The organism is Ruegeria sp. AB8 (assembly GCF_056542605.1).
Genome location: NZ_JBQGAB010000025.1, coordinates 23,333 through 48,136, shown reverse-complemented (window position 1 = coordinate 48,136; position 24,804 = coordinate 23,333). Strand labels below are relative to the sequence as shown.

The following is a 24,804-nucleotide window of genomic DNA, read 5'->3' as shown; positions in this document are numbered from 1 at the left end:
TTTTGAAGTACTTGAAAGAGGCAGGTTTGGTCATGGGCAAAAGCTACGCAACCGCCCTGCCCCGCTCAAGCAAAGTTCTTCTGACAAGACCATGTCAAAAACGCCGATGCCATTTCATTCGGACTTTCCTTGGCTTATTTCACAATTTGATACGAGTTCGGAGATTGTTATGATTGGACCAGTGCATTGAGAAGAAATAGATGGCCTCCCAGCGACGTCACTCACTTACATCACCGGGAGGCGACCAGACACGTCTGGTGGATGCGGCAGCAACAGAGGTAATTAAGATTTGCTACGCACCCCAATACTTGAATCCAAAATGCACCAAATCAAGTATTTTTGCGCGCGCTAAATTTGTTTCTCACTCTCTTGGTGCTTGCTTCCATACTCTACCCTACTGGCCCGCGTTAGAAAACGTGGCCGTGCCGTGCGATTGGTTGGTCACGAGGTTAGTCAGCAGAGTCTAAAATTAGTAGGCAAGGCACCTTTTTTGCTACCTGCGGCTCGACGCACATTCGAGATAGTTTGGCAAGGCACATGGGCAGACTAAATCCCCGCGTTGCCTATCATCTCAGGTTAGGGTGGCGCGGGGAACTTTGATCCAACCCGCGATCCGCACCGTAAAATGGATACCCCAAACTGCTTCCCGCGTTGTTCAATTGGTTTCCCTCCGAACAATGCGGGTTTTTTGGGGATTGAGGGGGTAACGAGTTTTCCGTCGCTAGTGGCCGATCGGGTCGGTGAATTCCGGTCCGGTCGGCGTTAGATGATCAAACGCTTGGCTACCGAAATCGTTCCGCAATTCAGGAAAAAACGAAGCCCTTTCCCTTCGGTTTTGAGGCTTGTTTGCAAGAACGGCGTTTACCGCCTATCTTCGCATCCTCATTTTGCGATATTTTTTTTGGGAGCGTATCTATGAAAACTACAACTAAGATTGTTTTTGTTTCGGCTGTTCTCGCATTCGGGGCAACGTTAGGGCACGCCAAGGACAAGAACATTCTGCCGAAAGACAATGCAGAGTTTGTAAACTACGGCGAAGAATCCGGCTGGAACATCTTTGTAGACAAGAGCCGGAATACCTGCCTGATTGAACGGGTCGATGAGAATACAAACGTTGTGCAAATGGGTCTGACCCCAGACAAGGAGTTCGGCTACATAGGGGTCTTCACCAAGGCGGACATTGAGTTCGAAGATGACAAGGTTGAACTGCTCATGGACAACAAGTTGTACTACGGCGATACAACAGCTGCGCCACCCAATCTGGCAGATGGGTATAAGGGTGGCTATTTGTTGGCCAACAACCCCGACTTCGTGGCAGATGTGATGGAGCGCGAAGCCATGATCGTAATGCCGGAGAGCAATTTTGCCTTCGAAGTGAGCCTTGCCGGTACGAAGAAAGCGATTGAAGCGGCGCGTGAATGCAATGCTTCTCTCACCAACTGATTTGTCTCAATTTCTCAAGGCCGCTCACGTTGTGGGCGGCTTTGTTTTGGCAAAGCGGTCTCAAAGACTGAGGAAAGCCGACGTTCAATGCTGTCAAACGCATCGAAACCCGGCTCGCGGCCGGATAATTTATCTGCCCCTGCGCCTGAACACGAAACGGCAAAGATAGAAACGTCTGCGTCGATATAGCAGGGACCCACCCTTGCAACTGTTCAGATAAAACTTGAACCGCTCTTCACCAACGATCCTGATCGCAGCGTCACTGTTGGCTATCAGCCCCTTTGCCCATTCGGCCAGAGTGTATTGGTAGTCTTCCGGGCGGTTTTCCATTGAAACCAGTTCCAGATGCGGATGGGACGCTTCGATCACGTCCGCGATTTCTGGCAGGTCACTTTCGGGGAAAATCTCATGTATCCTATTCATATCACGCTCTGCCGGACCAGCGTCACCCCACGTCATGGTCTGTAGGGAAAACCGGCCATCTCGCGTCATCCACTCGGCACAACGCCGGAACAGTTCCGAGTAAATTCGCAGCCTTTCTTCCCGTGACATACTGGGTTTCACGAAGTGCTCAAAAGCGCCGACGCTGACAATGGACTCGTAGGGCTCTTCAGGTTCATGATGTTCGTAGCTTTGCAGAGCCGCGGTTACGTTGGGCAGGCCTAAAGACCCGATGTAACGATGCTGAAGGGGGCTCAGTGTAAGGCCGTGTGCCGAGGCGGCTCCCAGTCGTTTGACCCCAGCGCTCAGCAGAGTGCCCCAGCCACAACCGATGTCCAGCATGCGGTGCCCCGACGCAACATTCGCGGCACTGAGGTGATAGTTGATTTTTTCGTCCTGCGCTTCGTCCAGTGTCATGCCCGGTCGCGTGAAGCGCGCTGCCGTGTAAGTCATAGATCTGCCGAGCCAAAGCGAAAAAAAATCGGCGGGCATATCGTAGTGAAACTCAATAGCTTCCTGCGACGCCCCGGAGTTTGATTCAGTCATTGGCTGCCCCCGGCTTCAGCGAGTTCAGGCGATCAGCAATGTCTTCGATTCTGTCTTCAAAGTCGAGGAAATCATCAGGTAACAGGACCTGAGATTCGGCCTCAAGATGGTCGATGAGTTCGACGGCGCCAATGGAATCAATCCCCAGAGTAGATACGGTATCCGAACCCGAAATGTGGCCGTTTACAAGATGGTTCGGCAGGACCTTCTCGCTGGCGAGATCGCGCAGAATTGAGATCAGCCGATCAACTGTCCAGTCATTCCGGTTTTTCTGGTCCATCAAACCCGTCCTTCCCTAAATAGTTGCGCCGCCTTCTGGCGCATGAGTTTTCCACTGGAGGTGCGCGGTAAACGCCCTCCTATCGCATTTCTGATTACATCGACCTGTAAACCCAGTTCGCCAGCCACTGCAGCGCCCACCCTACGGGCTTGATCATCATCCCAGTTGCGACACTCTACTAGGAGAACAATCTCTTCCCGGTCTGCGCCGGAACGTATGCACGCAAAGGCCACTGCGCGTCCGACGCCGAGGTTCAGCGCATTTTCCGCGACCGCTTCAACCACAGTTGCAGGGAATGCTTCCGCGCCCCGCTTCAACACGTCCTTCGTTCGACCGGTAACATACAATCGACCGCCATCCATGAAACCCAAGTCGCCCGTATCAAACCACGCGTCCGATGCGAATGCTTCAAGCCCGAGGTAGCCTTTCAAAACTGATGGTCCACGGACCTGGATATGCCCCTCATCACCGGCGCCAATCTTGGTTCCGTCTTCGGTTACGATCCGGCACTCCATGTCCGGCAGCACTGGCCCGCAGGAGATGTACCCGTTACTGACAGACCACGTTTCACCAGAAGCACCACAGGAAATGCCTACGACAGTTTCCGCCATCCCATAGGTCGGCTGCACCACCCCTTTGCTTAATCCTGCAGCGGAGTATGCCTCCTCGAAAGCGTCAACCACTGCCGGAAACACCATCTCGCCGCCGATCCATGCATATCGAAGAGCAGTCAGGTCCACATTTTTGACTGTCCGGCGCGTCAATAGTTTCAGCGCTGTGGGCGGAGCCGTTGTAATAGTACCACCATAGTTTGAAATCGTTTCCAGCCACGCGGCCGGGCGACGTACAAAATGTTCAGTTTCCATGAGTACTAGGTTCGCTTTGCGGCTCAATGGAAGCAGAACTGCCATGAGGCCCATATCGTGATAAAGAGGTGCCCAGGACACCATCCGATCTGTCTCTGACAGCTTTGATCTCTGCGCTATTGCGTCCAGGTTGGCCTTAAGTTGCCCAAAGCGAACTACGGCCCCCTTGGCCCCGCCTGTGCTGCCCGAGGTGAATTGGACGAAAGCAATGTCGTCCGGGCTTCGATTTGCCAGAAAACTATTTGGATCTAAGGATAAATCCGATTGGGCGTCGTCTTGCGGCAACTCCAGCGTGTCAACTGTAGCATCCAAGGCCTCGGGCAAGCCTGTGCCCGCCTCCTTGAGCAACAGTCTTGGCTGCAGAACGGACCAGACATCATCCACACGGTGCCGCGACCGTTCAGTCGCAGTCCGACCCGCAAAGGAAGGCAGCACACAAAAAGCCGCGCCGGCGGACCAGCATCCGAACATTGCCGCGATCTGGTCTTCGCCTCGGTGCAACCACATGGCGACGCGATCACCCGGCGATACACCGTTCGACTTCAAAAGCTCCGCGATTAGCGCGGCGCGACGGGCGATGCGTGCCCTCGGAACCGCCACACCATCTGGAGACGATTTTCCAACAAATACAAAATATTCGGGCCAATATATTTTCATATGGAAAATCTCTTTATGCCATTTTCTAAAAGATGATCGAGTCGGAGTCAGCTATCAACTGAAAATGGTGAATCCTGCCGGACTGCTTCTATCGCCCTTCGGGCACACGACCTACAGCGCGGTCGGACTCATCTGTCACCGCATTCAGTGCTTTTTGCAAACTAAGTCGAAGCCTCTCGGTTTCGATGTCGTCTGGAACGCTCGAAACAGCTTCATGCCATTCCTGGCAAAACAAGACGCCGCGAGTCCACAACGCGGGAAACCACATCTTGTCCCAAGTCGGCAGGACGTGGACCCGCCGCGCCGAGTAACTAACCAAAAAAACGCGTTTCGTAGAAGCGCGTGCCCAGGTTACTGGGGCAAGCGAGGCAATCCGGGCTGGGCCTCTAGGGCCATCTGCTGCCACTCCAAGAGATACGCCCTCGCGAATGCCTCGCAAAACCGCCCGCGTCAGCGCGACATGGCGTTGGTGCGAAGACATGCTAATCGTACCCAACCCAAATCGTTTGACGACATTTCCAGCAAGCTGACCAGCTCTTGAAGAGGATGTAAGCGAACAAATTGGTCCAAGCGAAGGGTCAAACAAGTACGGCGACATCATCAGTCGTTGGTGCCAAAGCACGATGATTGCTGGCTCGCCGCTCCGCAATGAGTCTTCGAGGTCTTCAAATCCGATCCTCTCCCACCTTGATGTCGAAAATGCCAGCCAAATCCATGCCGCTACCATTGCTTCGACGCTGCGGTTGAGCCACGGGATGTCTGCAATTTTTCTTTTTTTTCCCATCACTTTTCACCGGCAACCGTTGTGGCTATCTTCGGCAACCGGGTTAATGAAAGCAATAATGAGCTGGAAGATTCTTGTGCTGCGATGAACAAGTCTCTTCAGCAGGCAGGGCCAGCGCGTCGATACTCAGCACAAGGAAGGTTTTTTGGCCATTTGGCAATTTATCTCTCTGCGTCTGATCTGAATACTTCGGTCATTCATGTTATTGCACGTGCTGTTGCCAGAGCAGAGGCGCTTCCGGTTTGGGCTCGATTTAGTAATTCGCGGCTTTCGGTGTAAGCGACTGCTTCGTGAACGGAGTGGCCGTCGGCTCCGTATCGTCCACTGCGCTAGACCTTCGGTATCTGCTGAATATTGATGCAATTCAGTTTAGGAGCAGTCGGTCAGCCCGAAATTTGCGAACGACAGCTGCCTCAAGCCGATTGTCAGAGCAATCGGCAAAGCCTTTGAAAACACCAGATCAGCGCAATTAGTGTAATGCCTGCTTTCGGGACTAGGTTGCAAGTCGAGCTTCTGACTCGTCGAAAGACCGCTTCTAGCCCAAAGCGGAAGTGTCTAGCGATCGTACAAGAAAGCCTGTTCGCACCAAAATAACAGTCGTCAGCAATCCTACGCAGTTTCCGAGGATAGCGCCCATAAATTAATGTCCTCTTCCGCACTGACCTCATCAATCCTGAAGAGTTCCGCGTCGGTAAATTCCATATTTTCGACCGCACCGGCGCAATCCACGATCTGCTCGGGTCGAGAAGCGCCAATAAGTGCAGTCGTTACCCGATCACCCCTCAAGACCCAAGCGAGCGCCATCTGCGCCAATGATTGACCGCGCGATGCCGCTATCTCGTTTAGAGCCCGGACACTCGCCAGTGAACGTTCGTTGATCATACCGTCCAAGAGCGACTTGCCTTGGGTCGCCCGACTGTTCGCAGGAATTTCGTTCAAATACTTCGATGTCAAAATACCCTGTGCAAGAGGCGTGAACGCAATCGATCCGACGCCCATTTCGTCAAGCGTGTCCAATAGCCCGTCGTGTTCAACCCATCGGTTAAGCAGGTTGTAGGAAGGCTGATGGATCAGGCACGGTGTTCCAAGGTCTTTCAAGATGGCAAGCGCTTCGCGCGTTCTTTGCGAGTTGTAGCTTGAAATCCCGACATAGAGTGCGCGCCCGGAGCGCACGATATAGTCCAGAGCGCCCATAGTCTCTTCCAGTGGGGTATCCGGATCAAACCGGTGGGAATAAAAAATATCTGCGTAGTCGAGCCCCATCCGCTTGAGCGACTGGTCACATGAGGCCACAAGATATTTCCGTGATCCCCACTCCCCATAAGGACCTGGCCACATGTCATAGCCAGCCTTGGTTGATATGATGAGTTCGTCCCGATAGCCTGCGAAATCAGTTTTTAAAATTGCGCCGAATGCTTCTTCCGCCGATCCCGGCGGCGGGCCATAATTATTTGCCAAATCAAAGTGTGTAATACCCAAATCAAAGGCAGTCCGGCAAAGCTCGCGCTTTGTCAGTTGCGGCGTATCCCCACCGAAATTGTGCCACAGCCCAAGGCTTATCGCGGGTAGCTTTATGCCAGACTGACCGCAACGGCGATAGACCATTTGCTCATAGCGATCGGGATCAGGAAGATAAGGGTGCGGTCGGGGTTTCGGAGGGCGTTGCACTTTGCTCATCTTTCCATAATCCTAGATCATCACACCTTGTCAATTCAACGAGATCGCAATCAGGCATCAGCAAAGCCTGCTGCAATCACTTCCAACGAACAGAAGTTGCGGCCGAAACTCGGCCGTAGGCCATTTTGACTTCGCTGCGCTCGGCGTGAACGACAGCTGCGCAGACTTTCCTGCCCTTCGTGATGGCCGATTAAACGCCTGCTTTGTAGTGCTTTAGAAACATCGCGACACAATCGTCCAATACGTCTTTCGGCGTGGGGTTCTCACCGAGGAAGAACTCCGGCCAGAAGAAGAAGTTTTTCACCAGAGCCAGAAGCTGGTTCGTCGCCAAGACTGGGTCGGCTTTGCGGAGCACACCCGCATCCATGGCTTCGCTGATCAGCCTCGTTATCGGGTAGTCATGTGTCGCGGTTTCACTGAAGAATTGCCGGGACCGGTCAAGGTCACGGATCAATTCTGAGATAACCATCCGGTTTAATCCGATGCCGGTCTCATCTGTGATCACCCCAATGTAGCGCCACAAGGCTTCGTTCAATTGCTCGACGAAGTCGCGATCCGGATCATAGGGCACTGGCTCCATGCTCCGGTTCTGCTCCAGCATGATCTGTGAGATCGCCTCGAAAAGGGCCTCCTTGCTCTCGAAATGATTGTAGAGCGTGCGACTCGATACGTTCGCTTTTTTGGCGATTGAAGTGGTCTTTGCCCCCAGAAACCCCTGCTCTTTGAACTCATCGATGGCCGCGTTAATGATATCTTTTCTTTTCTTTTCAGTGCGTTTCACGGTTTCTACCTCAAAAAGTAAAAAGATGTGTTTACAAACACCATCTCCCCACCATAAGTAAACACAACAATTTACTTTAGCAAGGCGCAAAGCTGCCTGACCCCGAAAGGACCAAGACCATGACGACCCAACATCTGACCGCAGGCAAAAACGAAGTCACCTTCAAATCCTTTGGCGTGGATTTGGCAGGCGATCTCTACCTGCCCCAAGGCTTTGATGAGACCAAGACCTACAAGGCCATCGTGGGCGCCAGCCCGTTCCCTCAGGTCAAAGATCAGATCCCGGCCACCTACGGGCCGGAAATGGCCGCGCGGGGTTTCATATACCTCGGTTTCGACTACCTCGGCATGGGCTCATCCCCTGCGCTGCCCGGGGAGCACAAGCAATCCCGCTACATGTTTCGCTTAATCGAAAACACCTGGGACGCCGTGTCCTACCTCGGCACACTCCCGTTCGTTGACGAGATTTACGGTCTGGGCGTATGCCAGGGCGGCTCAATCATCGCGTCAGCAGCTGTGACCGACCATCGGATCAAGAAAATTGCTATGGTGTCGGGCATGATGGCGGCTGACGGTTTCCAATGGACCGACCGCGATATGGTCAACCAGCAGATCGCAGCCTCGAACGCCTCGATGCAGAAGATGTATGAAACAGGCGAACCGGATTATGTCGCTCCCTTTGGCCTCAATGATGAGCAATCCCGGGAGGACTTTGTCGGATCGGGCGTTAATCCGATGGCTGGTGAATCCTACGACTATTACGGTCGCGATGGTGCCAAAGGCCCGGTCGCGGTTCCGACCTACACGAATATGCATATCGGCGATCAGGGAATGCAGTCTCTGATCTCTATCGGAGAAGCTTATGCCGACAAGATCGTGCAGCCGTCCCTGACCATCTACAGCAGCACGGCCTTTACCGCGCCATGCTCCACCCAGTTTGTTGAGAAGCTGACGAACGACCACGAGGAACTTGCGTTTGACGAGTTCTCCCATGTGGACTTCTACTACAAGCCCGAGGCTGTGAAGGCATCAACCGATGCTGTTGCTAAGTTCTTCAATAGATGAAGTGATGAGGCAGAGGTCATACAATGGTCTCTGCCTCCTTGCCGACAAGCGGAAGTTAGCTCGAGGTTCGGCAATGGCCGCTACGGACTCGAAGCGGTCGATCGCTGCAACTTACATGAATGTCTGCTTCGCGGACAAATCCGACCTCGGTACTTCCAATTCTTTGGGGTGCTCCGACGCCTTATTCACTCTTGGAAGGGAATGCTTGTATAAGCTCCGACCTCGTCATTTCCTGTGCGTTCGTTGAATGCTCTGATCATTTCGTTTGTAGCTTTGGCCGCTTCGCGGTCCATGCTCTCGAGATCAAATTCGGAGAACGGGAACTCTGCAGCTGAGTCAGGCGGTTGCTTGGGCATTTGTACTGGTGCCGGGAAAGACTCTTCATTGGGCACTCCTTGACGAGTACGAATATTATCTTTGGTTACATTCCAGGTCATGAAATCAGCCGCCAAGTCCAATGGCCCATCATATGTCTCTCGGATTGCTGAATAGACGGCCAGCGCAATGTCATGATCGTTTTGGAAGTGGTAGCAAACCGCCAATCTTGGTTCCGTTTCGGACATAATCTTACCGAATGCTTGCGCGGAAGTGTGCCCTTGAGAACCAACAAAAATTGCTTCGGAAGGGGCAAACCCATATTTCTCGATCATGAAATCTGGAGGGGTGAAGCACTCATGAATTGCAAGGTCCGCACCTACCGCATGCTCTCTCCACCATCGCGTAGGTAACGTGTCGGATGAAAAAGCAAACTTCAGACCGTTCCATTCAAGTAGAAAACTAACTGATTGTTCACCATGTATGGCCGGCAGGGTTCTGACCTGAACACCGTTTTCGTCAAAAATGACGTTATTCACGATTTTCCAATCGAATTCGTTAACCTCAAGTTGCAGCCCTCTAGGGTCGACCGCCGCCCCACGAGTCGCTTCTTCCCATGCCCACATTTTCTTCATGTGATCTGCCCAAGACTTTGTTCCCCACTCAGGCTTGATGCCTTCGGCCCCCCAAAGGCGAACAGGCGTTAGACGGTTGTTTACGGGACCGGTGAAGTAAAAGGCTGGAAAATCGCCAGCATGATCTAGGTGCAGGTGACCCAAGAAGACTTTATCCAGCTGATCCAGTGGAATCCCAAGCGCCATGATCCTTTCATAGGATCCCTCTCCCATATCGAAGATAAACTTTTCGCCATTTCCCAATTCAACCAAGAAACATGCCGCAGCTTGTTTCAGACGCGGCTGAGGCATACCGGTGCCACAGGCGACAACTCGCATTTCGTCAGGACCCAGAGCCTCGGTTCCTGGATAATAAACAGTTTGGTTAGGAAACGGCTCCGTCCTCGACCATTGGGATGGATCATTGCTCTGCGCGACCACAGTGTTTGCCGAAGCCAAAAAAACCGTAGATATGAACGCCAAAATACAGTTTTTATTTTGCGCGGAAAAAGCCATTGCAATTGCCTCCGATCAGGGTCAACTGGAATTTTCAACAGTCTGAAGCCGATTCATAATAGGATCGCAGATTTTGAATGCGTCTGGCAAGGTTTCAAGAAATTGCCGGATTTGCGGCATGGTTTTCTTTTGATTTTATTTGCTGCTTTGGGCTCAGAGCAGGCTTCGCTGCAACGGGAACCAATGACAGCAACGCGGACAAAGCCGCCTTTCGTGCCGATGTTGTCAAACACAGCAAACGACCCATTCCTGATGTCACCACGTTGGGGCTCGGCCAACCTGTGGAGGCATTCTTGACGATTGCCTCCGGCGGATAGGCAAAGATAACAGGTTTGGCCGTCATTTCTGGCGAGGATCTGGGCTTCGTCATAACGCACCACCTGACAAGGATCTGTTCATAATCATTGGTGCGCCGATAGCAGCCAATCCTATCCTGCGTTGGTCCAAACCTCGGGGTTGATCATGTGAATGGGAGCGCCTTCAGCATAGGCGTTCACCTGATCGAAAATGTCCGAGAATTGCAGGTCGAACTCATCTTCGGTCACAAAGCCGATATGCGGCGTCGCGATCAGATTTGGATGCGATAGCAAAGGGTCCTTAGGGTCAGTGAGCGGCTCGGTATCAAAGACATCAATTGCGGCCTTGCCCGGGCGTCCGGAAATCAACGCGTTCAACAAAGCACTCGGAGCGATTAACCCGGCCCGAGAGGTGTTCACAAACAACGCTCCAGGTTGCATCTGCGCGAAATCCGGCGCGGTGATGATGCCGTGTGTGTTTGGCTTCAGGCGAACATGGACTGAGACAACATCACTTTGAGCAAAGAACGCTTCGCGGTTTGCGGCGACCTGAACGCCATCTGCATGCGCTCTCGCCCGACCTTCGTCCGAGGACCACCAGACCACATTCATCCCGAACGCCTCGGCGTAGCCAGCAACAGCGCGGGCGATACGGCCATATCCATACAGCCCCAGTTTCCTCCCCTTCAGGGTCTTACCAACTCCGGCCTGCCAATGCCCGGTTTTGACCGAGGCCATCTGCGCAGGCAAATCGCGCATCCCCGCCATGATCAGCGCCCATGTCAGTTCGGCTGCGGCATATGAAGGCGTGCCGCCATGCATGTTCGAACACAGCAGCACTCCGTTATCCGAGCATGCCTGCACGTCGACATGCGGGTATACGCTGCGCTGACTGACCAATTTCAGGTTCGGGAGTTTTTCAACCAAATCGCGGGTGATCTTGGTTCGTTCGCGAAACAACACCAACGCCTCAGCCTCCTGCAAGCGTTCAGCCAATTTGCTGGTATCCTCGACATGATCTGTCCAGACCTTCACGTTATGGCCAGATAGCTTTTCAAAACAGGGCAGGCCCTGCAGTGTGTCAAACCAATCATCCAGAATGTGAACTTTCATCGACTTCCTATACCCTACTCGGTGCTCAGTTTTCTTGGCGTCGGCACAGAATGACGCGTGTCGAGTGCTTCGAGCGCATTGCGAACCCGTTCGCGTTGATCCAGCAAATGGTTGAATTGCTCATCACACCCGGCAATCGGTATTGGGTATTCCGCGATGTCCCTCCGCAGAGCCGACTGCGCCAGCCTGAGCTCCTGACGCGCGATATCAAGGCATTCAGAATAGTCGTCCATCGGGATATCCTCAAAATGTATACTATTGTATACTAAATGAGAGATGCCATTTCAACTGCCGTTCCACTCAGATTCCGGTACATAAACATGACCATCCGCCAATTTGCGCGCAGTCCTCACCAGACCAACAGAATTTACGTTGAACTCCCCGTCGTTCGAGAAGTTCACCAGAACGTCAATCTTGCCTGAGGCGTGCTCCAACACAACTTCAGCCGGACTTGAAACTGGGCGATCAAGCAGCCCGTCGGCAACGGTTCCCTGCGTCAAAGCGCAGGATGCCATGCATTGCGCACCCGTAACGGCCATTGTTGGGTGGGTTTTCCATGGCATGAAATACCGAACCGCAAGGGTTCCACCCTCTCTGGCGGGTGCCATCAGGCCGAATTTGGGAGTTACAGATTTCGATACGTCCCCCATACCCATCAGTTCCCCAGCTTCGATCCGTACTGCCTCCATCCGGTCAAAGAAAGCCCGGTTAGCATTCAGCTCTTCGGCGCTTTCGTACCCTGTCAGTCCGAAATCCGCTGCCCGGGCTATGGCCATCGGCATAGCGACATCCATGCAAGTCAGCTCGATCCCCTGCACTGTATCGCGCAAATTTCCTGTTGGTAGAAATGAACCTGTCGCCGAGCCCACAACGCCCATAAAGCTCAGTTGCACGGGTGCAGAATGACCGGGAACCCCCGCGATTTCCGCATCGCCCTCGTAGACCAACTCTCCGCCTGGGGTCTGTACTTTTGCAACGACACGGGCACCCGTATTTACAGCGCGAATGCGGATTTCGGTCTCATCGCCGTTGGGCTGAAGCAATCCCATTTCGATCGCAGCTGGACCAACTCCCGAGAGGATGTTTCCGCAGGTGGGCTTAAAATCGACCAGCTTCTCATCAACAGAAACCTGTGCGAAGAAATAGTCGATATCTGCCCAGTCGTCCTCGCTGACTGAAAGCATCGCCACTTTGGTCGTCACTGCGTTACCACCACCGATCCCGTCGATGTTGAGCGCTTGTCCAGCCCCGAGGGCAGCAACCAGCACATCAGCCAGCTTGTCCCTATCTTCAGGAAGATCAGAACGCCGAAAATAAGGTCCTCGGGAAGTGCCGCCGCGCATGAAGACATATGGGATTGCTGTCTGGGTCATTGCGAACCCTCCTTTACAAACCTTTGAAATTTCTGATTTCAGTGCCGCCCGGCCCGCCTAATTGACCGGCCGGGCAAACGTTGAGCGCCTACTTTAGCGGCCATGGCAGGTTCACCATGTCTTGCAGCAGACCCGGCGGGAAATCCCGGTTCAGGGCACCAGCCATAAAGCAAATGAAACCGATGCCGCAGGCCGTCAGGAGCAACGTCATCTGCCAGCTGGTCCCGGCGCGAATGCGGAAGAATGCGATCAGGAACCCGATCAGGGCGAGGATGAACCCCACAACCCAGGTGGCCGCGATCAGACTTGCGAACCACGCGAGCGTTGACCAAAGTCCATGTGGCGCGCTTGCATCCTCGCCGGCAATTTCCTTGTCGGCAAAGATTGCATCCCCCTCGGGTCGCCGCATCATCTGGATCAACAGAATGACGCAGCAGAACAGCGACACGCTGCCGATCACCAGCGGGATGATCTTGTCGGTCATGTTGTAGTCAGGGATCATGTTGGCATTGACCAAAGCCACGATCAGATAGGCCATGATCACCAGCAGAAAGATCAGCGGCGCGCGCTTGCTGCCGGATTTGACCTCACCTTCGGCCATGATCATCTTGGCTTGACGAATGCCTAGAATGACCGAAACCACGGTGACCACGATCAGTATGATAACGATCGGGCTGAAAACATACTCCATGCCTTCGCCAAAGCTCTTGCGGAAGCGGAAAGAGGCAATCTGGAACGCCTGGTTGGTGAATTTTTCAACCGGGTTCGACAGCACGAACCCAATAAGAAAGGCCGGGCGCGACCAGTCGAAACGGCGCAGGAAAATGCCGATCAGACCGATGACGAACAGGGCCAGCAGGTCTTCGAAGTTTTGGCCGGACTGGAATGCCGCGAAGCTGATCAGCATGAACAGAAACGGCGCCAGATAAGTGAAGCGGATTGTCGTCAGTTTGGCGATCCCGCCCGAGGCGGCGATACATAGGATGGTGCCCACCACGTTGGCGAGAGCCAGCAGCCAGACAATCGAATAGGTGATGTCGAGATTATCCTTGAGCATGCTAGGACCAACCTCGATATCGCCGGATCCCAACAGTGCAACAGCGCCGATAAAGATCGCCATCGAACCCGAGCCGGGGATACCAAACAGCAGCGTTGGCACCAGACCGCCGCCTTCCTTGGCGTTGTTCGAGCTTTCCGGCCCGATTACACCACGCACTTCGCCCTTGCCGAAGTTGCTTTTGTCCTTGGTGGATTGAACCGAATGACCATAGGCAATCCAGTCTACCACCGAGCCTCCGAGGCCGGGGATGACACCAACAACCACGCCAATGATAGAACAGCGGACCGACAACCAGATGTTCGCAGCCCAGTCTTTGACACCGTCAAGCCAACCCGCGCCCAGTGAGGCGCCCTTAGCAATGGATCGGTCTTGTCGCAACAGCGAGACGATTTCGGGTACCGCAAAGATACCCAAGCCAACGATGACTAACTTCAGACCATCCGTCAGATAGGGAATGTCATAGGTCGCCATACGCAGCGATCCGCCAGCGTCCGCTTCGCCAATCGTACCAACCATCAGGCCCAGCCCAGCGGCGGCAACGCCCTTTAGCGGGATACGTCCGGCTAGGATGGCAACCATAGACAAGCCAAGAATGGTGATCATCAGCATCTCGGGCAGACCGAATGCCAGAACAATGGGCCGCGCGGCCAGGATGAACATGGTCAGGAAGGTTGCACCGACCAGACCGCCAAACAGCGATGACGCAAAGGCTGCAGACAGCGCCCGCGCGGCTTCGCCCTTTTTCGCCATCGGAAAGCCGTCCAGCACGGTCGCTTGCGAGGCGGAACTCCCGGGGATGCCCATGAGAACTGATGCGAAGGTGTCAGAGGTCGGAACAACGGCAACCATCCCGATCATCAACGCCAATCCAAGGATCGGGTCCATGCCGAACATGAAAGGCAGCAACAAGGACAGACCAGCAATACCGCCAAGTCCGGGGAAAACACCTACTGCCAGTCCCATAACGACACCGAGAACAAGATACCCCAAAACGATGGGTTGCAGGATCAGACCCCACGCGTCACTGAGAGCAGGAAGAGCTGTGGCGAAAACCTCCATAGCGGCCGCCTTTCATTCAATTCTTTTAGGGATCAAATGCGCGCGCCCATTGCTGTGGGCACGCGCTGTGATTGTTCGGCTTAGTTCAACTCAACACCGTAGGCTTCTTTAAGCCAGTTCAGAACGTAGGCTTTGGCGTTGTCGTCGACGTTTGTCGCGGTTTGAAGCGCCGACTTGGAGCCGTCACCTACGAACACCGGGTATTTGCCCACGCGCTTCGACGAGATGTCGGCAAAGTCGCCACGCTCGGTTACAGCCTGGAACGCTGCGGTGTATGCGTCGACCACTTCTTGAGGTGTATCACCCGGCAGGAAGGCCAGCTTTTGAACCGGGAAACCGGCTACAAAGAACGCCTTCCATGCATCCCATGCCTCACCGCTGGTTTCACAACCATCGGTGGCTTCGCATACTTCTTTGAATGTCGGGATGTCCGGGAATGTTGGGTCACGGACGATGTTGCCGTCTGCATCCAGAGCACCCCAGGTCATCATCGGCACAGCCTGACCGGATTCAACCAGCGGGGCCGATCCGCCCAGATAGCCGGACGAGGTCTGATAGTCGATATTAGCTTCGCCGCGCTCGAACATCAGACGACCGTCTCCGCGTCCCTTGATGCCGAAGACAGGCTCGACATTCATGCCAAGCATTTGCCAGGCCAGCAGAGGCACAAGGTCAAGACGTGTTGCACCCTGCGAACCGTAGATGAAGTTGGTGTCTTTCAGCGCATTGGCAGAGCCATCAAACTTCGTGCCATCCTCTGCGTTCAGATAGGCGACACCACCGGTTCCGGATGCCATAACAGGAATCCAGTCGTTGTATTCGTAGCGCACGCGCGGATCCCTCAGCAGATACGGGAACTGAGTTGAACCGGAGGTGCCAAACAAGAGCGTGCCATCATCATGGCTCTGCTCCTGGAACCAGTTTGCGCCTTTGGTCGAACCAGCGCCCGGCATAAATTTCACGACCACTGTCGGTTGACCCGGTAGAGCTTCGGACAGAAGCGGCGCAAAGAAGTTGGCCCATTTGGCAGACCCGCCGGTTTCCGAGAACGGGATGACCCATTCCACAGTCTTACCCGAGAAATCAACCTCGGCTGCGGCAGGTGCGGCGATACCGGCGGCGGCGATCAGCCCCACGACGGCGCGACGGGTGAAGTTGGAAATGGTCATTGGTTCCTCCCTGTTGACCAGACAACCACGTCAACGCCCTCCGCGCTACCGTGATCGCAAATAGAACTGTGGGGTTGATTCCCCCTCCCATCTGGCAATCATGGAGTGCCAACCTTGCGCGAAACTTGCAGGAGACCCGATGCGGATCGTCATCGTCGAAGACAACGAGACCCTCGCCAAAGCTATTGCCTATCGCCTACGTGACCGGGGTCATGCAGCAGAAGTGCTTTTGGATGGCGATGAGGCTGACTTGTATCTTGCGCAAGAGGGCGCAGACTTAGTTGTTCTGGACATCAATTTGCCCGGACAGTCGGGACTGGAGATCCTGAAGTCTCTTCGCAATCGTGGTGACGGCGTACCGGTGATCTTGCTTACGGCACGTGCCGAAACAAGCGACCGGGTTTCGGGGTTGGATATGGGCGCCGATGACTATCTGGTTAAGCCATTCGAAATGGACGAGTTGGAAGCACGTATCCGGGCGCTTTCCCGACGCAAAGAGCTCGACTACGGGGCAAAAGAGAGCATCGGTGGCCTGGAATTCGACCGCGCTGCCCGACAGGTTACTGTACAGGGCAAGGTTATGGATATTCCGCGGCGGGAAATCGCGGTGCTTGAGTGCCTGTTGGAACGCAGGGGCAGAATTGTTCCCAAAAGCCAACTAACGGATTACGTCTACGGCGTGGGTGCCGATGTCGAGGCCTCAGCCGTCGAGCCTCATGTATCGCGGCTGAGAAAACGTCTTCAAGATCTCGGTATTAGGATTAAGACAGCCCGAGGTCTGGGGTATCTGCTTGAGGTGCAGAAGTGATCAAACACGGCTCGCTCAGGTTAAGACTTTTCATTCTTATCCTAACCCCCTTGGTGTTAATTGCCGCTCTGCTTGGTCTTTGGCGCTTTATGATTGCGCAAAATACGGCTCAGGAATTGTTCGACGACAGCCTGCTATCTGCAGGTCTCGCAATATCGCGAGATGTTGCGATTTCGGGAGGTGATGCGCTGTCACCAACGACACGCAGCATGATCCGTGACGCATCAGGCGGAGAGATTTTTTACCACGTAACGGGCCCCGGCGGCATCTATGTGACAGGCTATGCCTACCCCCCTGCCGCCACCAACCCGTCTGATCAAGAGGTGTACAAGCCCCAGTTTTTCGAAGCGCTCTACCGCCAAGAACCAGTGCGCGTTCTTAAGATGACAGAACGCGTGACCATTGAAAATCTAATCGGAGATGCGACGGTTACAGTCTGGCAACGTATGGCGGATCGCAACGCTTTCGCGAATGAATTGTCAATCCGCGCAGGAATTCTAATGGGAATTCTGCTGGCCACCCTCGCCATTGTGGTGTGGTTCGGCGTCGCTCGTGGCCTTAGGCCCTTGCTGGATTTGCAGGACGCAATTGACCTGCGTTCACCGGATGACCTCAGTGAGATTAAGCGCCCTGTCCCAGTCGAAGTTCAAGGAGTTGTCAGAACCCTGAACCGGCTTTTTGGGCAGGTGGAAAACAGTATCAAAGCCCATCAAGTGTTCATATCCGAAGCTGCACATCAGCTGCGGAATCCAGCGGCCGCCGTGCAATCGATGGCCGAAGCGCTGCAGGACGCAAAAACGGATGACGACCGAGAAAAACGCATCTCAGAGCTCGTTGCGGCGGCAAAAAACTCCGCAACGGTTGCCGAACAGCTTTTGTCACTCGAGAGGCTCAGACAGCCAACGCATCAAGACCAAATGGATAAAATTGACTTCCGCTCGGTCGTGGAAGAGGCCTGCGCCGAGATGGGAGTCCACATCCTCGCAAAGGGTATCGAGTTTGATGTCACGATGCCTGAGAGGGCGGTCACTGTATTCGGCGATCGGGTCTTTCTGATTGAGGCTCTAAAGAACCTTTTGGACAACGCAGTCAAACACGGTCGCCCAAAGTTAAGCCAAATCTCAGTTGTGCTGCGGTGTGACAGCAAATTCGTCAACCTAACTGTGGCGGATGACGGATCTGGCCTTTCGCCAGACCAAAGCGAAGTGGCATTCAATCGGTTTTCTCAGTTGGAGTATTCCGAGGGCAGCGGATTGGGGTTATCAATCGTCTCTGCAGTGGCGCAGCGCCACGGAGGAATTGTCGAAATCAACCAAGTCGAAAGAGGAGCGAGCATTACGCTTGAGCTCCCCATAGTCCTGTAATCTGTTTCTAATTCCCCTCGGAACCCGAAACCAGTCAGTGTTAACGCGAGTTTTTCGATTGCCGCGAAAGTCAGTTTTTCGCCCTGAGCGACGAACGCAGCGCTTATCATCTATATCTATGTCGTCTTTGGGCTTGGTGCTGACCTTCGCGTGATTATCGCGAGCGACCGCTATGCGGACCAAGCGGTCGCTCACTCGTTTGATTTTCGCCCGGATCTGTATTCTGGAAGTTTGGCCAAGGCCGATTTCAACGCGTCACCCCATCCATCGGAAATAATGCGAAAGTACCGGTCATCGGATTCGAATCTTGACCGCATACCGCCATCAAGGCTGTCTTCATCGTAGAGAAGCAGGTCAAGCGGAGCCCCGACAGACAGATTGGCCTTAATCGTGGAGTCAAAACTGACAAGCAAGAGTTTTACGGTTTCCGGAAAACTCATTTCCGGATCATAGGCTCGCACCAGAATAGGGCGACCATACTTTGTCTCACCGATCTGAAAGAACGGAGTGTCGTCGCCGGCCTCGATAAAATTGCCTTCAGGGTAGATCAAAAACAGGCGAGACGGGCCGCCCTTGATCTGGCCTCCAACAATGAGTGTCGCGTGAAAAGCGCTGTCAGCTTGCTGACCAGACCGGGCATGCTCTTCGATGACGTCGTTCAGCGTAGACGCGACCAGTTGCGCAACTTGAAACATTGTCGGTGCTTCTAAGATCGATGGTGAACGATCTGCCGGCGCTTTTGTTCGTTCTTCCAGAAGGCTTATCGTGGCCTGCGTAGTGGCCAAGTTTCCGGCCGTTAGGATAGTGATCGACCGGTCCCCTTCGACTGTCCAATTGAACATCTTGTTGAAGGTTGAAACATTGTCCACGCCTGCATTCGTGCGCGTATCGGACATGAACACCAGCCCGCGATTCAGCCGCATGCCCACAGCATAGGTCATCAAATTCTCCGTTACTGCTGTGCGACTTGCAACTGCACTGTCAATTGCTCGCCCGCTGTCCCAATTCTATTCCCTATTACCGGTGCGGCTTGGGCATAGTCCAGCCCGGTTGCGACGCGTACGTATCGATCGTCGGGTGAAATCCCATTTGAAACGTCAAACCCCACCCAGCCAAGCCTGTCCAAATGCACTTCGGCCCAGGCATGGGTCGCGTCCTGCAGCTCTGTTTCGTTCATCATCAAATAGCCCGAAACGTAGCGTGCTGGCACTCCGAGCTGTCGCGCGCAGGTAATGAAGATGTGCGCGTGGTCCTGACACACACCGCGCTCGGCCTTGAGGGCATCTTCTGCGCTCCAGCCCGGGTGCGAACTTCCAATTTCGTACGAGACCTGAGCTCGAATTTTTTCGGACAGAGCATGCATCTGCTTCAGCGGATCGCTGTTGGGCAACGCGATTATCAGCTCTGCAACTCCTTTCCCTGGCGATGTCTGCGGAGTGCCTCTTTTGAACAGCCACAAGGGCGTCGACCCTTCGTGACGCCCCAGAACACCGTGCGTGTCTTTCACTTCAACAACGCCTTCGGAGATCAACGAGATGCTTTGAGTGTTTGCTTCGAAACTGATCAATTCCACCGTGTTGCGGTGATAGTCTTCAAATGTAAGCTCTTTGCGCCCGCCGGTGATCTGGGTACTCCAACTTACAATGCTCTGATTTCGAAATGACTTTGGTGTTTTTCGAAGCTGTTGCAGTCCGAAAGGAACCGGCGCGTCGAAATCGTATCGTGTCTCGTGTCGAATGTGCAGTTTCATTGGCTACTCGTAGAACCTATAATCAATCTCGATCTGACGGCTTAAGTTGCCGAGATCGGTCAGAAAATCCTGAATGTACTCATGCAGACCGAATTCAAAGATATCGGAAATTTTCTGATCCAGGTATTTCTCGTAGAGAGCATTTGATGCCTCGCACGAAGGCCCGGCAAAGCCGTAGTCTTTCTTTAGGTAAGACAGGTTCTCTTGAATTTTTCTGCAGCAAAAGTGAAGGCTGCGCGGCATTCGCTGATCCAGGATCAAAAATTGGGCAATATCAGACGGCCGGGTTTTCTCACCATGGGTCATTCGATACCCACCACCAGCGCCAACAGAACGCAGGATGCTTTCCCATTGGATGTTGTCTAGCGACGAGCCGACCGAGAAGGCTGTGGGCAGAAGAACGTAGTACTTCACGTCCAAAATGCGCCCGGTATTGTCGGCCCTTTCGACAAACGTCCCGATGCGGGTGAAATCGAAAATGTCGTTGCGCAGCATAGTCCCCAATGTGGCACCACGGACCAGAGCCGCCTGTTGGCGAATGAGTTCCAAGGTCGCTGGCAAATCCCTCTCATTCACGCGCCGCTTCATCGCCTCATCGATCTGCATCCAGGTGGAGTTCACCGCACTCCAGACATCGTGGGTCAGCGCGGTCCGAACAAGGCGCGCGTTGTCTCGGGCTTGCTTGATGACCGACTTGATCGAGGATGGGTTATCAGCGTCGCGAAGCACCCAATCGACCGCATTGTCTTTTGAAATCTCGTCGTACTTGGCGTGGTACCCATCCAGAACCCCGGCCGTTTTCAGAACCGAACCCCATTCCTCGGCAGAATTCTTTGTACGGGTCAACGCCATTCTCTGACCTGTTTCAAGCAGCCTCGCCGTATTTTCCGCTCGCTCAAGATACCGGGACATCCAGAACAACCCGCCAGCAGTTTTTCCCAGCATGGTCAGTCCTCCAGAACCCAGGTGTCTTTGGTCCCGCCACCTTGGCTTGAGTTCACGACGAGAGATCCCTTCTTAAGCGCCACACGGGTCAAACCGCCGGGTGTGATCTTGATCCCTTCGGGCGATACCAAGACGAACGGCCTTAGGTCAACATGTCTGGGCGCAAGTCCCGAGCGAGCGAAGATCGGAACCGTCGAAAGCGAAAGAGTCGGCTGAGCAATGTAGTTCCCGGGCCGCGATTTGAGCTTGTCGCGGAACACCGAAATCTCTTTCTTGCTGGCGGTCGGTCCGATCAACATTCCGTAGCCGCCAGACCCGTGTACTTCTTTCACAACAAGCTCGGACAAGTTGTCCAGCACGTAGGAGAGAGAGGCGGGATCACTGCAGCGCCAGGTCGGGACGTTTTGCAGCAAGGGCTTCTCACCCGTGTAGAATTCAACGATTTCAGGCATGTAGGAATAGATCGCCTTATCGTCGGCAATACCGGTCCCTGGCGCGTTGGCGATCGTGATGCCTCCTGCGCGGTAAACGTCCAGGATGCCCGGAACGCCCAAGGCGCTATCGGGGTTAAAATTCAGGGGGTCCAGAAAGTCGTCATCTACCCGGCGGTAAAGTACGTCGATGGGCTTATAGCCCCTGGTGGTGCGCATGCAGACGCGCCCATCGACAACGCGTAGGTCGTGGCCTTCGACCAACTCCACAGCCATCTGATCTGCGAGGAACGCATGTTCGTAATAGGCCGAGTTATAGATCCCCGGGGTTAATACCGCGACGCTTGGTTCTCCGTCGGCGCAAGCCGGCGCGCAGGCAGCAAGAGATCGTCTCAGATTGCGAGGGTAGTCCGAAACATTCCGAACATTAGTCGCGCTGAAGAGCTCGGGGAACATCTTTAGCATCGTTTCCCGGTTCTCCAGCATATAGCTAACCCCGGATGGCGTACGGGCGTTGTCCTCCAGAACGAAAAACTCGTCCGGTCCGGTTCGCACCAGATCGACCCCAACAATGTGTGTATAGACCTGACCAGGGGGCGAGACGCCAAGCATCTGCGGCAGGAACGCTTCGTTCCCGGCAATCATCTTAGCGGGTACGCGTCCGGCACGCACGATTTCTTGGCGGTGATAGATATCGTGGAGAAAGGCGTTGATTGCCCGAACCCGTTGTTCAATACCGCGTTCCAGCCGCTGCCATTCTCGTGCTGAAATGACACGCGGTACGATATCAAATGGGATTAGGCGTTCCTCAGCCTCGGCTTTTCCGTAAACGTTAAAAGTGATGCCCGTTAGCCTAAAGACTTCTTCGGCTTCGCGCTGTTTCGCCCTCAGTCGCGATACGTCTTCAGCATTGAACCAGCGGCCGATCTCTTGGTATGGACCTCTGAGTGATCCATCGCCGTTGAACATTTCATCAAAACACTCACTCATGCTTTAAGTTTTACGCATAGATCAGATTTTTCAAGTCATTCAGGCTTGGTTGGAAGCTGCCTTTGGAAGGAGCGTCTAATTTTCAGGCTAACTGGATCTGGATAATGTGATGATCTTAACAACATGCCGTTTTTTTGTTTTTTTTGTTGAAGTCACATTCAATGTGTCCGTTGTCAGAAGATTTGGGGCGTGACGGAACAAGAAGCTGGCTTCCAGTGGGATTTTTGATCCAACTGGGTGCAATACGGCTAACTATGCACCACCTCTAGAGCAGACATTCGTGCACCGCGCAGCGTCCGGGAGAAGGGGATCGACGCAGTCATCCGACAGCTTTAGTCAAAAGACTGGTTTGCGGATGCGAACAGTCATTTGGACCTCTCGCGGGAAAGATAGAGGTGACCACCTTTGAAGTACAGTCCGATGGGTCTTCAAGCTTTACTCCGAGACTCTACTGTCGCCTGAACAGGTCGACGATACACTAAGAGTTTTATTCGGAAGATTATTTAGGGCCAATCAAATGCCCTCAGATCAGCGGTTGCCAGGGCGACGCACGGCCTTCCCGAGTATCCCGTGGGTACCTTGCAGGTTTTTCCCGAGTGATCCAAGAGGGTCACGGGGGATAGTGGGAAGGACCACGTATTCATATCCCGCTCAGATTTTTGCCCCTAAATGCAAATCATTTGGTTTAAGTGAATAGGTGTGCAACCCCGCACGAACCCTGAGCACCCCTTGGGGTTCACTTCAAACTCCCATGCGCCATATTATCGGCAGAGCCAAAGGAGAAAACACCGCCATGTCTTGGAACCCTGCGCTAGATCCCCATTGCCCCGCAGGTGACGCCGTGGATGCCATAGATACCATCATCATCCCACGTGCCCGCGATCTGGGAGGTTTCGAGGTACGCCGCGCCCTGCCCGCTCCAAAGCGCCAAATGGTTGGAAGCTTTATCTTTTTCGATCAAATGGGACCCGCGGAGTTCTTGCCGACAAAAGGCATGGACGTACGCCCTCACCCTCATATCGGCTTAGCTACAATAAGCTACCTATATCGTGGTCGTATGCACCACCGGGATAGCCTTGGGACGGACTCTTGGATCGAACCGGGCGCAGTCAACTGGATGGTCGCAGGACATGGCATCACGCACTCGGAAAGAACCGACGACGAAACCCAAGTAGACCCAATGCCGTTCTTCGGTATTCAGACTTGGGTTGCCCTCCCAAAGGATCATGAAGACCGTGATCCAATGTTCCAACATGCACCCGCAGATGCTCTGCCGTTCATGGAAGGCGAAGGCAAAGAAGTACGCCTGATACTTGGAAATGCATACGGAGAACGAGCGCCCGTTGAGACGGCCTCAGAGATGTTTTACGCCGATGCGATATTGCAACCGGGTGCCAGCATTCCACTACCGGATGATCACGAGGATCGCGGCGTGTACGTCGTCGAGGGTTCGGTTACGGTCGCCGGGGATACCTTCGAGGCAAGTCAGATGATGGTTTTCCGCCCTGGTGATCGCATTTCGATGAAAGCTGGTGAAAGAGGCGCACGAGTGATGTTGCTGGGCGGTGAGACTCTTGAGGGGCCCCGTCATATCTGGTGGAACTTCGTGGCTTCCTCCAAGGAGCGCATCGAAGAAGCAAAGGAGGCTTGGAGGGCCGAGGCGTGGGATAGCAACCAACGGTTCCACTTGCCGCCTGGTGATGACCAAGAGTTCATCACGTTGCCAAAAAGGTAGTTAATCCATCAAGCAAAAGAACTCTGATCTTTTCTATCGGAAGCTCAAAGGGAATTTGAAGGGCGTTGAGGTCTTTCAACCAAGAGCATCCTCTTGTGAGCACCCAAAATGATAGATCAAATACAAAACGCCGTCGGTACCAATTGAGACGCATTTCTTGCTTTAAGTTTTTATAGCAAGACAAATGTCATCTTATGGTCAGGACCCATTGATTTCCTCGGAACGGCGTGATTCACGGTTCGAAAACCGAGCTGACAATGTGTCTGATCTTTTCTGGCTGAAGGATGCGCAGATGGCGCGTGTTGAGCAGCATTATCTTCATCAATCGCAATGGGTTGCGGTGGCGCGACGCCCCCTCCGCCTACGGCCCGCACAAGACGCTATCCAACCGCTGGAAGCGATGGAGCGACAAGGGCGTCTTCGCCTGGATGATGGTGGGTCTTGCTGCTGATCACGGCGAAAAGACGACCGTGATGATTGACGCGACTTACCTCAAGGCGCACCGAACCGCGACCAGCATGGGCGTGAAAGAGGGGGGAGCTTGGACGCCTGATTGGTCGCACCAAAGGCGGCATCAACACCAAGCTGAACGCCATCTGCGACAGCCAAGGCCGACCGCTCAACCTGTTCGTCACCGCCGGTCAGGTCAGCTACTAGGCCACGGTGCGAACCTTCTGGAACGTTCAGATACAAAAGCTGAATTCAAACAATCCTGGTGGCGCAATAT

Annotated in this window: 23 protein-coding genes and 1 pseudogene; 8 read left to right on the top strand and 16 right to left on the bottom strand. The window is 53.9% G+C overall.

What is annotated here, in order from left to right; genetic code table 11:
• On the top strand, positions 1 to 190 hold a 190-nt coding region (locus tag ACR0CG_RS20330; protein ID WP_480527131.1), incomplete at its 5' end, for a hypothetical protein.
• A 725-nt stretch (positions 191 to 915) separates the two neighbouring features.
• Positions 916 to 1,443, top strand: a complete 528-nt coding sequence (locus ACR0CG_RS20325; protein ID WP_480527129.1) for a hypothetical protein — start codon at positions 916 to 918, stop codon at positions 1,441 to 1,443.
• A gap of 129 nt (positions 1,444 to 1,572) precedes the next feature.
• Here the strand turns inward: ACR0CG_RS20325 and ACR0CG_RS20320 are convergent, their stop codons facing one another.
• The 6 genes from ACR0CG_RS20320 to ACR0CG_RS20295 form a co-directional block, all read right to left on the bottom strand.
• Positions 1,573 to 2,430, bottom strand: coding sequence for a class I SAM-dependent methyltransferase (locus tag ACR0CG_RS20320; protein ID WP_480527128.1), 858 nt, complete (start codon positions 2,428 to 2,430; stop codon positions 1,573 to 1,575).
• Positions 2,423 to 2,710: an acyl carrier protein gene (locus tag ACR0CG_RS20315; RefSeq protein WP_170682848.1), complete on the bottom strand. Its 288-nt coding sequence runs from the start codon at positions 2,708 to 2,710 to the stop codon at positions 2,423 to 2,425. The genes ACR0CG_RS20320 and ACR0CG_RS20315 overlap by 8 nt, the downstream gene beginning before the upstream one ends.
• The gene (locus ACR0CG_RS20310; protein ID WP_480527126.1) at positions 2,710 to 4,233 is read right to left on the bottom strand and encodes an AMP-binding protein; all 1,524 of its coding nucleotides are present in this window, start codon (positions 4,231 to 4,233) and stop codon (positions 2,710 to 2,712) included. Before ACR0CG_RS20310 ends, ACR0CG_RS20315 begins: the two co-directional genes overlap by 1 nt.
• A gap of 88 nt (positions 4,234 to 4,321) precedes the next feature.
• Positions 4,322 to 5,017, bottom strand: a complete 696-nt coding sequence (locus ACR0CG_RS20305; RefSeq protein ID WP_170617391.1) for a DUF374 domain-containing protein — start codon at positions 5,015 to 5,017, stop codon at positions 4,322 to 4,324.
• 609 nt (positions 5,018 to 5,626) lie between these two features.
• Positions 5,627 to 6,694, bottom strand: a complete 1,068-nt coding sequence (mgrA, locus tag ACR0CG_RS20300) for an L-glyceraldehyde 3-phosphate reductase (protein ID WP_480527123.1) — start codon at positions 6,692 to 6,694, stop codon at positions 5,627 to 5,629.
• A gap of 190 nt (positions 6,695 to 6,884) precedes the next feature.
• On the bottom strand, positions 6,885 to 7,475 hold the full coding sequence (locus ACR0CG_RS20295; RefSeq protein ID WP_480527121.1) for a TetR/AcrR family transcriptional regulator: 591 nt from the start codon (positions 7,473 to 7,475) through the stop codon (positions 6,885 to 6,887).
• A 119-nt stretch (positions 7,476 to 7,594) separates the two neighbouring features.
• On the opposite strand from ACR0CG_RS20295, the gene ACR0CG_RS20290 reads away from it, so the two are divergent.
• Complete coding sequence (locus tag ACR0CG_RS20290) at positions 7,595 to 8,539, top strand: alpha/beta hydrolase (RefSeq protein WP_480527119.1); 945 nt, start codon at positions 7,595 to 7,597, stop codon at positions 8,537 to 8,539.
• A 185-nt stretch (positions 8,540 to 8,724) separates the two neighbouring features.
• Here ACR0CG_RS20290 and gntH read toward each other — a convergent pair whose 3' ends face one another.
• Positions 8,725 to 9,984 carry a guanitoxin biosynthesis MBL fold metallo-hydrolase GntH gene (gntH, locus tag ACR0CG_RS20285; RefSeq protein WP_480527118.1) on the bottom strand — a complete coding sequence of 420 codons (1,260 nt, stop codon included), beginning with the start codon at positions 9,982 to 9,984 and terminating at the stop codon, positions 8,725 to 8,727.
• 77 nt (positions 9,985 to 10,061) lie between these two features.
• Here gntH and ACR0CG_RS20280 point away from each other — a divergent pair, with 77 nt between their 5' ends.
• Complete coding sequence (locus ACR0CG_RS20280) at positions 10,062 to 10,301, top strand: hypothetical protein (protein ID WP_480527116.1); 240 nt, start codon at positions 10,062 to 10,064, stop codon at positions 10,299 to 10,301.
• Positions 10,302 to 10,412: 111 nt separating this feature from the next.
• On the opposite strand, the gene ACR0CG_RS20275 is transcribed toward ACR0CG_RS20280, so the two are convergent.
• The 5 genes from ACR0CG_RS20275 to ACR0CG_RS20255 form a co-directional block, all read right to left on the bottom strand.
• Positions 10,413 to 11,393 (bottom strand): D-2-hydroxyacid dehydrogenase family protein, encoded by a 981-nt coding sequence (locus tag ACR0CG_RS20275; protein ID WP_480527114.1) that lies wholly within the window; start codon positions 11,391 to 11,393, stop codon positions 10,413 to 10,415.
• A 14-nt stretch (positions 11,394 to 11,407) separates the two neighbouring features.
• On the bottom strand, positions 11,408 to 11,626 hold the full coding sequence (locus tag ACR0CG_RS20270; RefSeq protein ID WP_480527112.1) for a hypothetical protein: 219 nt from the start codon (positions 11,624 to 11,626) through the stop codon (positions 11,408 to 11,410).
• 51 nt (positions 11,627 to 11,677) lie between these two features.
• Positions 11,678 to 12,766, bottom strand: a complete 1,089-nt coding sequence (locus ACR0CG_RS20265) for a 4-oxalomesaconate tautomerase (RefSeq protein ID WP_480527110.1) — start codon at positions 12,764 to 12,766, stop codon at positions 11,678 to 11,680.
• 88 nt (positions 12,767 to 12,854) lie between these two features.
• Entirely contained in the window at positions 12,855 to 14,885 is a 2,031-nt protein-coding gene (locus ACR0CG_RS20260) for a tripartite tricarboxylate transporter permease (protein ID WP_480527109.1), read from the bottom strand.
• Positions 14,886 to 14,965: 80 nt separating this feature from the next.
• Positions 14,966 to 16,054, bottom strand: a complete 1,089-nt coding sequence (locus ACR0CG_RS20255) for a tricarboxylate transporter (protein ID WP_480527107.1) — start codon at positions 16,052 to 16,054, stop codon at positions 14,966 to 14,968.
• 139 nt (positions 16,055 to 16,193) lie between these two features.
• Between ACR0CG_RS20255 and ACR0CG_RS20250 the strand changes: the two genes are divergently transcribed.
• A complete protein-coding gene (locus ACR0CG_RS20250) occupies positions 16,194 to 16,862 on the top strand; it encodes a response regulator transcription factor (RefSeq protein WP_480527105.1) in 669 nt (222 codons plus the stop codon).
• Positions 16,859 to 18,226 carry a sensor histidine kinase gene (locus tag ACR0CG_RS20245; protein ID WP_480527103.1) on the top strand — a complete coding sequence of 456 codons (1,368 nt, stop codon included), beginning with the start codon at positions 16,859 to 16,861 and terminating at the stop codon, positions 18,224 to 18,226. The genes ACR0CG_RS20250 and ACR0CG_RS20245 overlap by 4 nt, the downstream gene beginning before the upstream one ends.
• 191 nt (positions 18,227 to 18,417) lie before the next feature.
• Here ACR0CG_RS20245 and ACR0CG_RS20240 read toward each other — a convergent pair whose 3' ends face one another.
• The 4 genes from ACR0CG_RS20240 to ACR0CG_RS20225 are packed head-to-tail and all read right to left on the bottom strand — an operon-like array spanning position 18,418 to position 22,342.
• The gene (locus tag ACR0CG_RS20240) at positions 18,418 to 19,167 is read right to left on the bottom strand and encodes a proteasome-type protease (RefSeq protein WP_170681398.1); all 750 of its coding nucleotides are present in this window, start codon (positions 19,165 to 19,167) and stop codon (positions 18,418 to 18,420) included.
• A gap of 11 nt (positions 19,168 to 19,178) precedes the next feature.
• Positions 19,179 to 19,976 carry a transglutaminase family protein gene (locus ACR0CG_RS20235; protein ID WP_480527102.1) on the bottom strand — a complete coding sequence of 266 codons (798 nt, stop codon included), beginning with the start codon at positions 19,974 to 19,976 and terminating at the stop codon, positions 19,179 to 19,181.
• Positions 19,977 to 19,979: 3 nt separating this feature from the next.
• A complete protein-coding gene (locus tag ACR0CG_RS20230) occupies positions 19,980 to 20,921 on the bottom strand; it encodes an alpha-E domain-containing protein (protein ID WP_170681402.1) in 942 nt (313 codons plus the stop codon).
• Between the two features lie 2 nt (positions 20,922 to 20,923).
• Entirely contained in the window at positions 20,924 to 22,342 is a 1,419-nt protein-coding gene (locus ACR0CG_RS20225) for a circularly permuted type 2 ATP-grasp protein (RefSeq protein WP_480527100.1), read from the bottom strand.
• A 793-nt stretch (positions 22,343 to 23,135) separates the two neighbouring features.
• Here ACR0CG_RS20225 and ACR0CG_RS20220 point away from each other — a divergent pair.
• Positions 23,136 to 24,077, top strand: coding sequence for a pirin family protein (locus ACR0CG_RS20220; protein ID WP_480527132.1), 942 nt, complete (start codon positions 23,136 to 23,138; stop codon positions 24,075 to 24,077).
• Positions 24,078 to 24,369: 292 nt separating this feature from the next.
• Positions 24,370 to 24,728, top strand: a pseudogene (locus ACR0CG_RS20215) (IS5 family transposase); the annotation flags it as partial.
• Positions 24,729 to 24,804 lie beyond the last annotated feature (76 nt).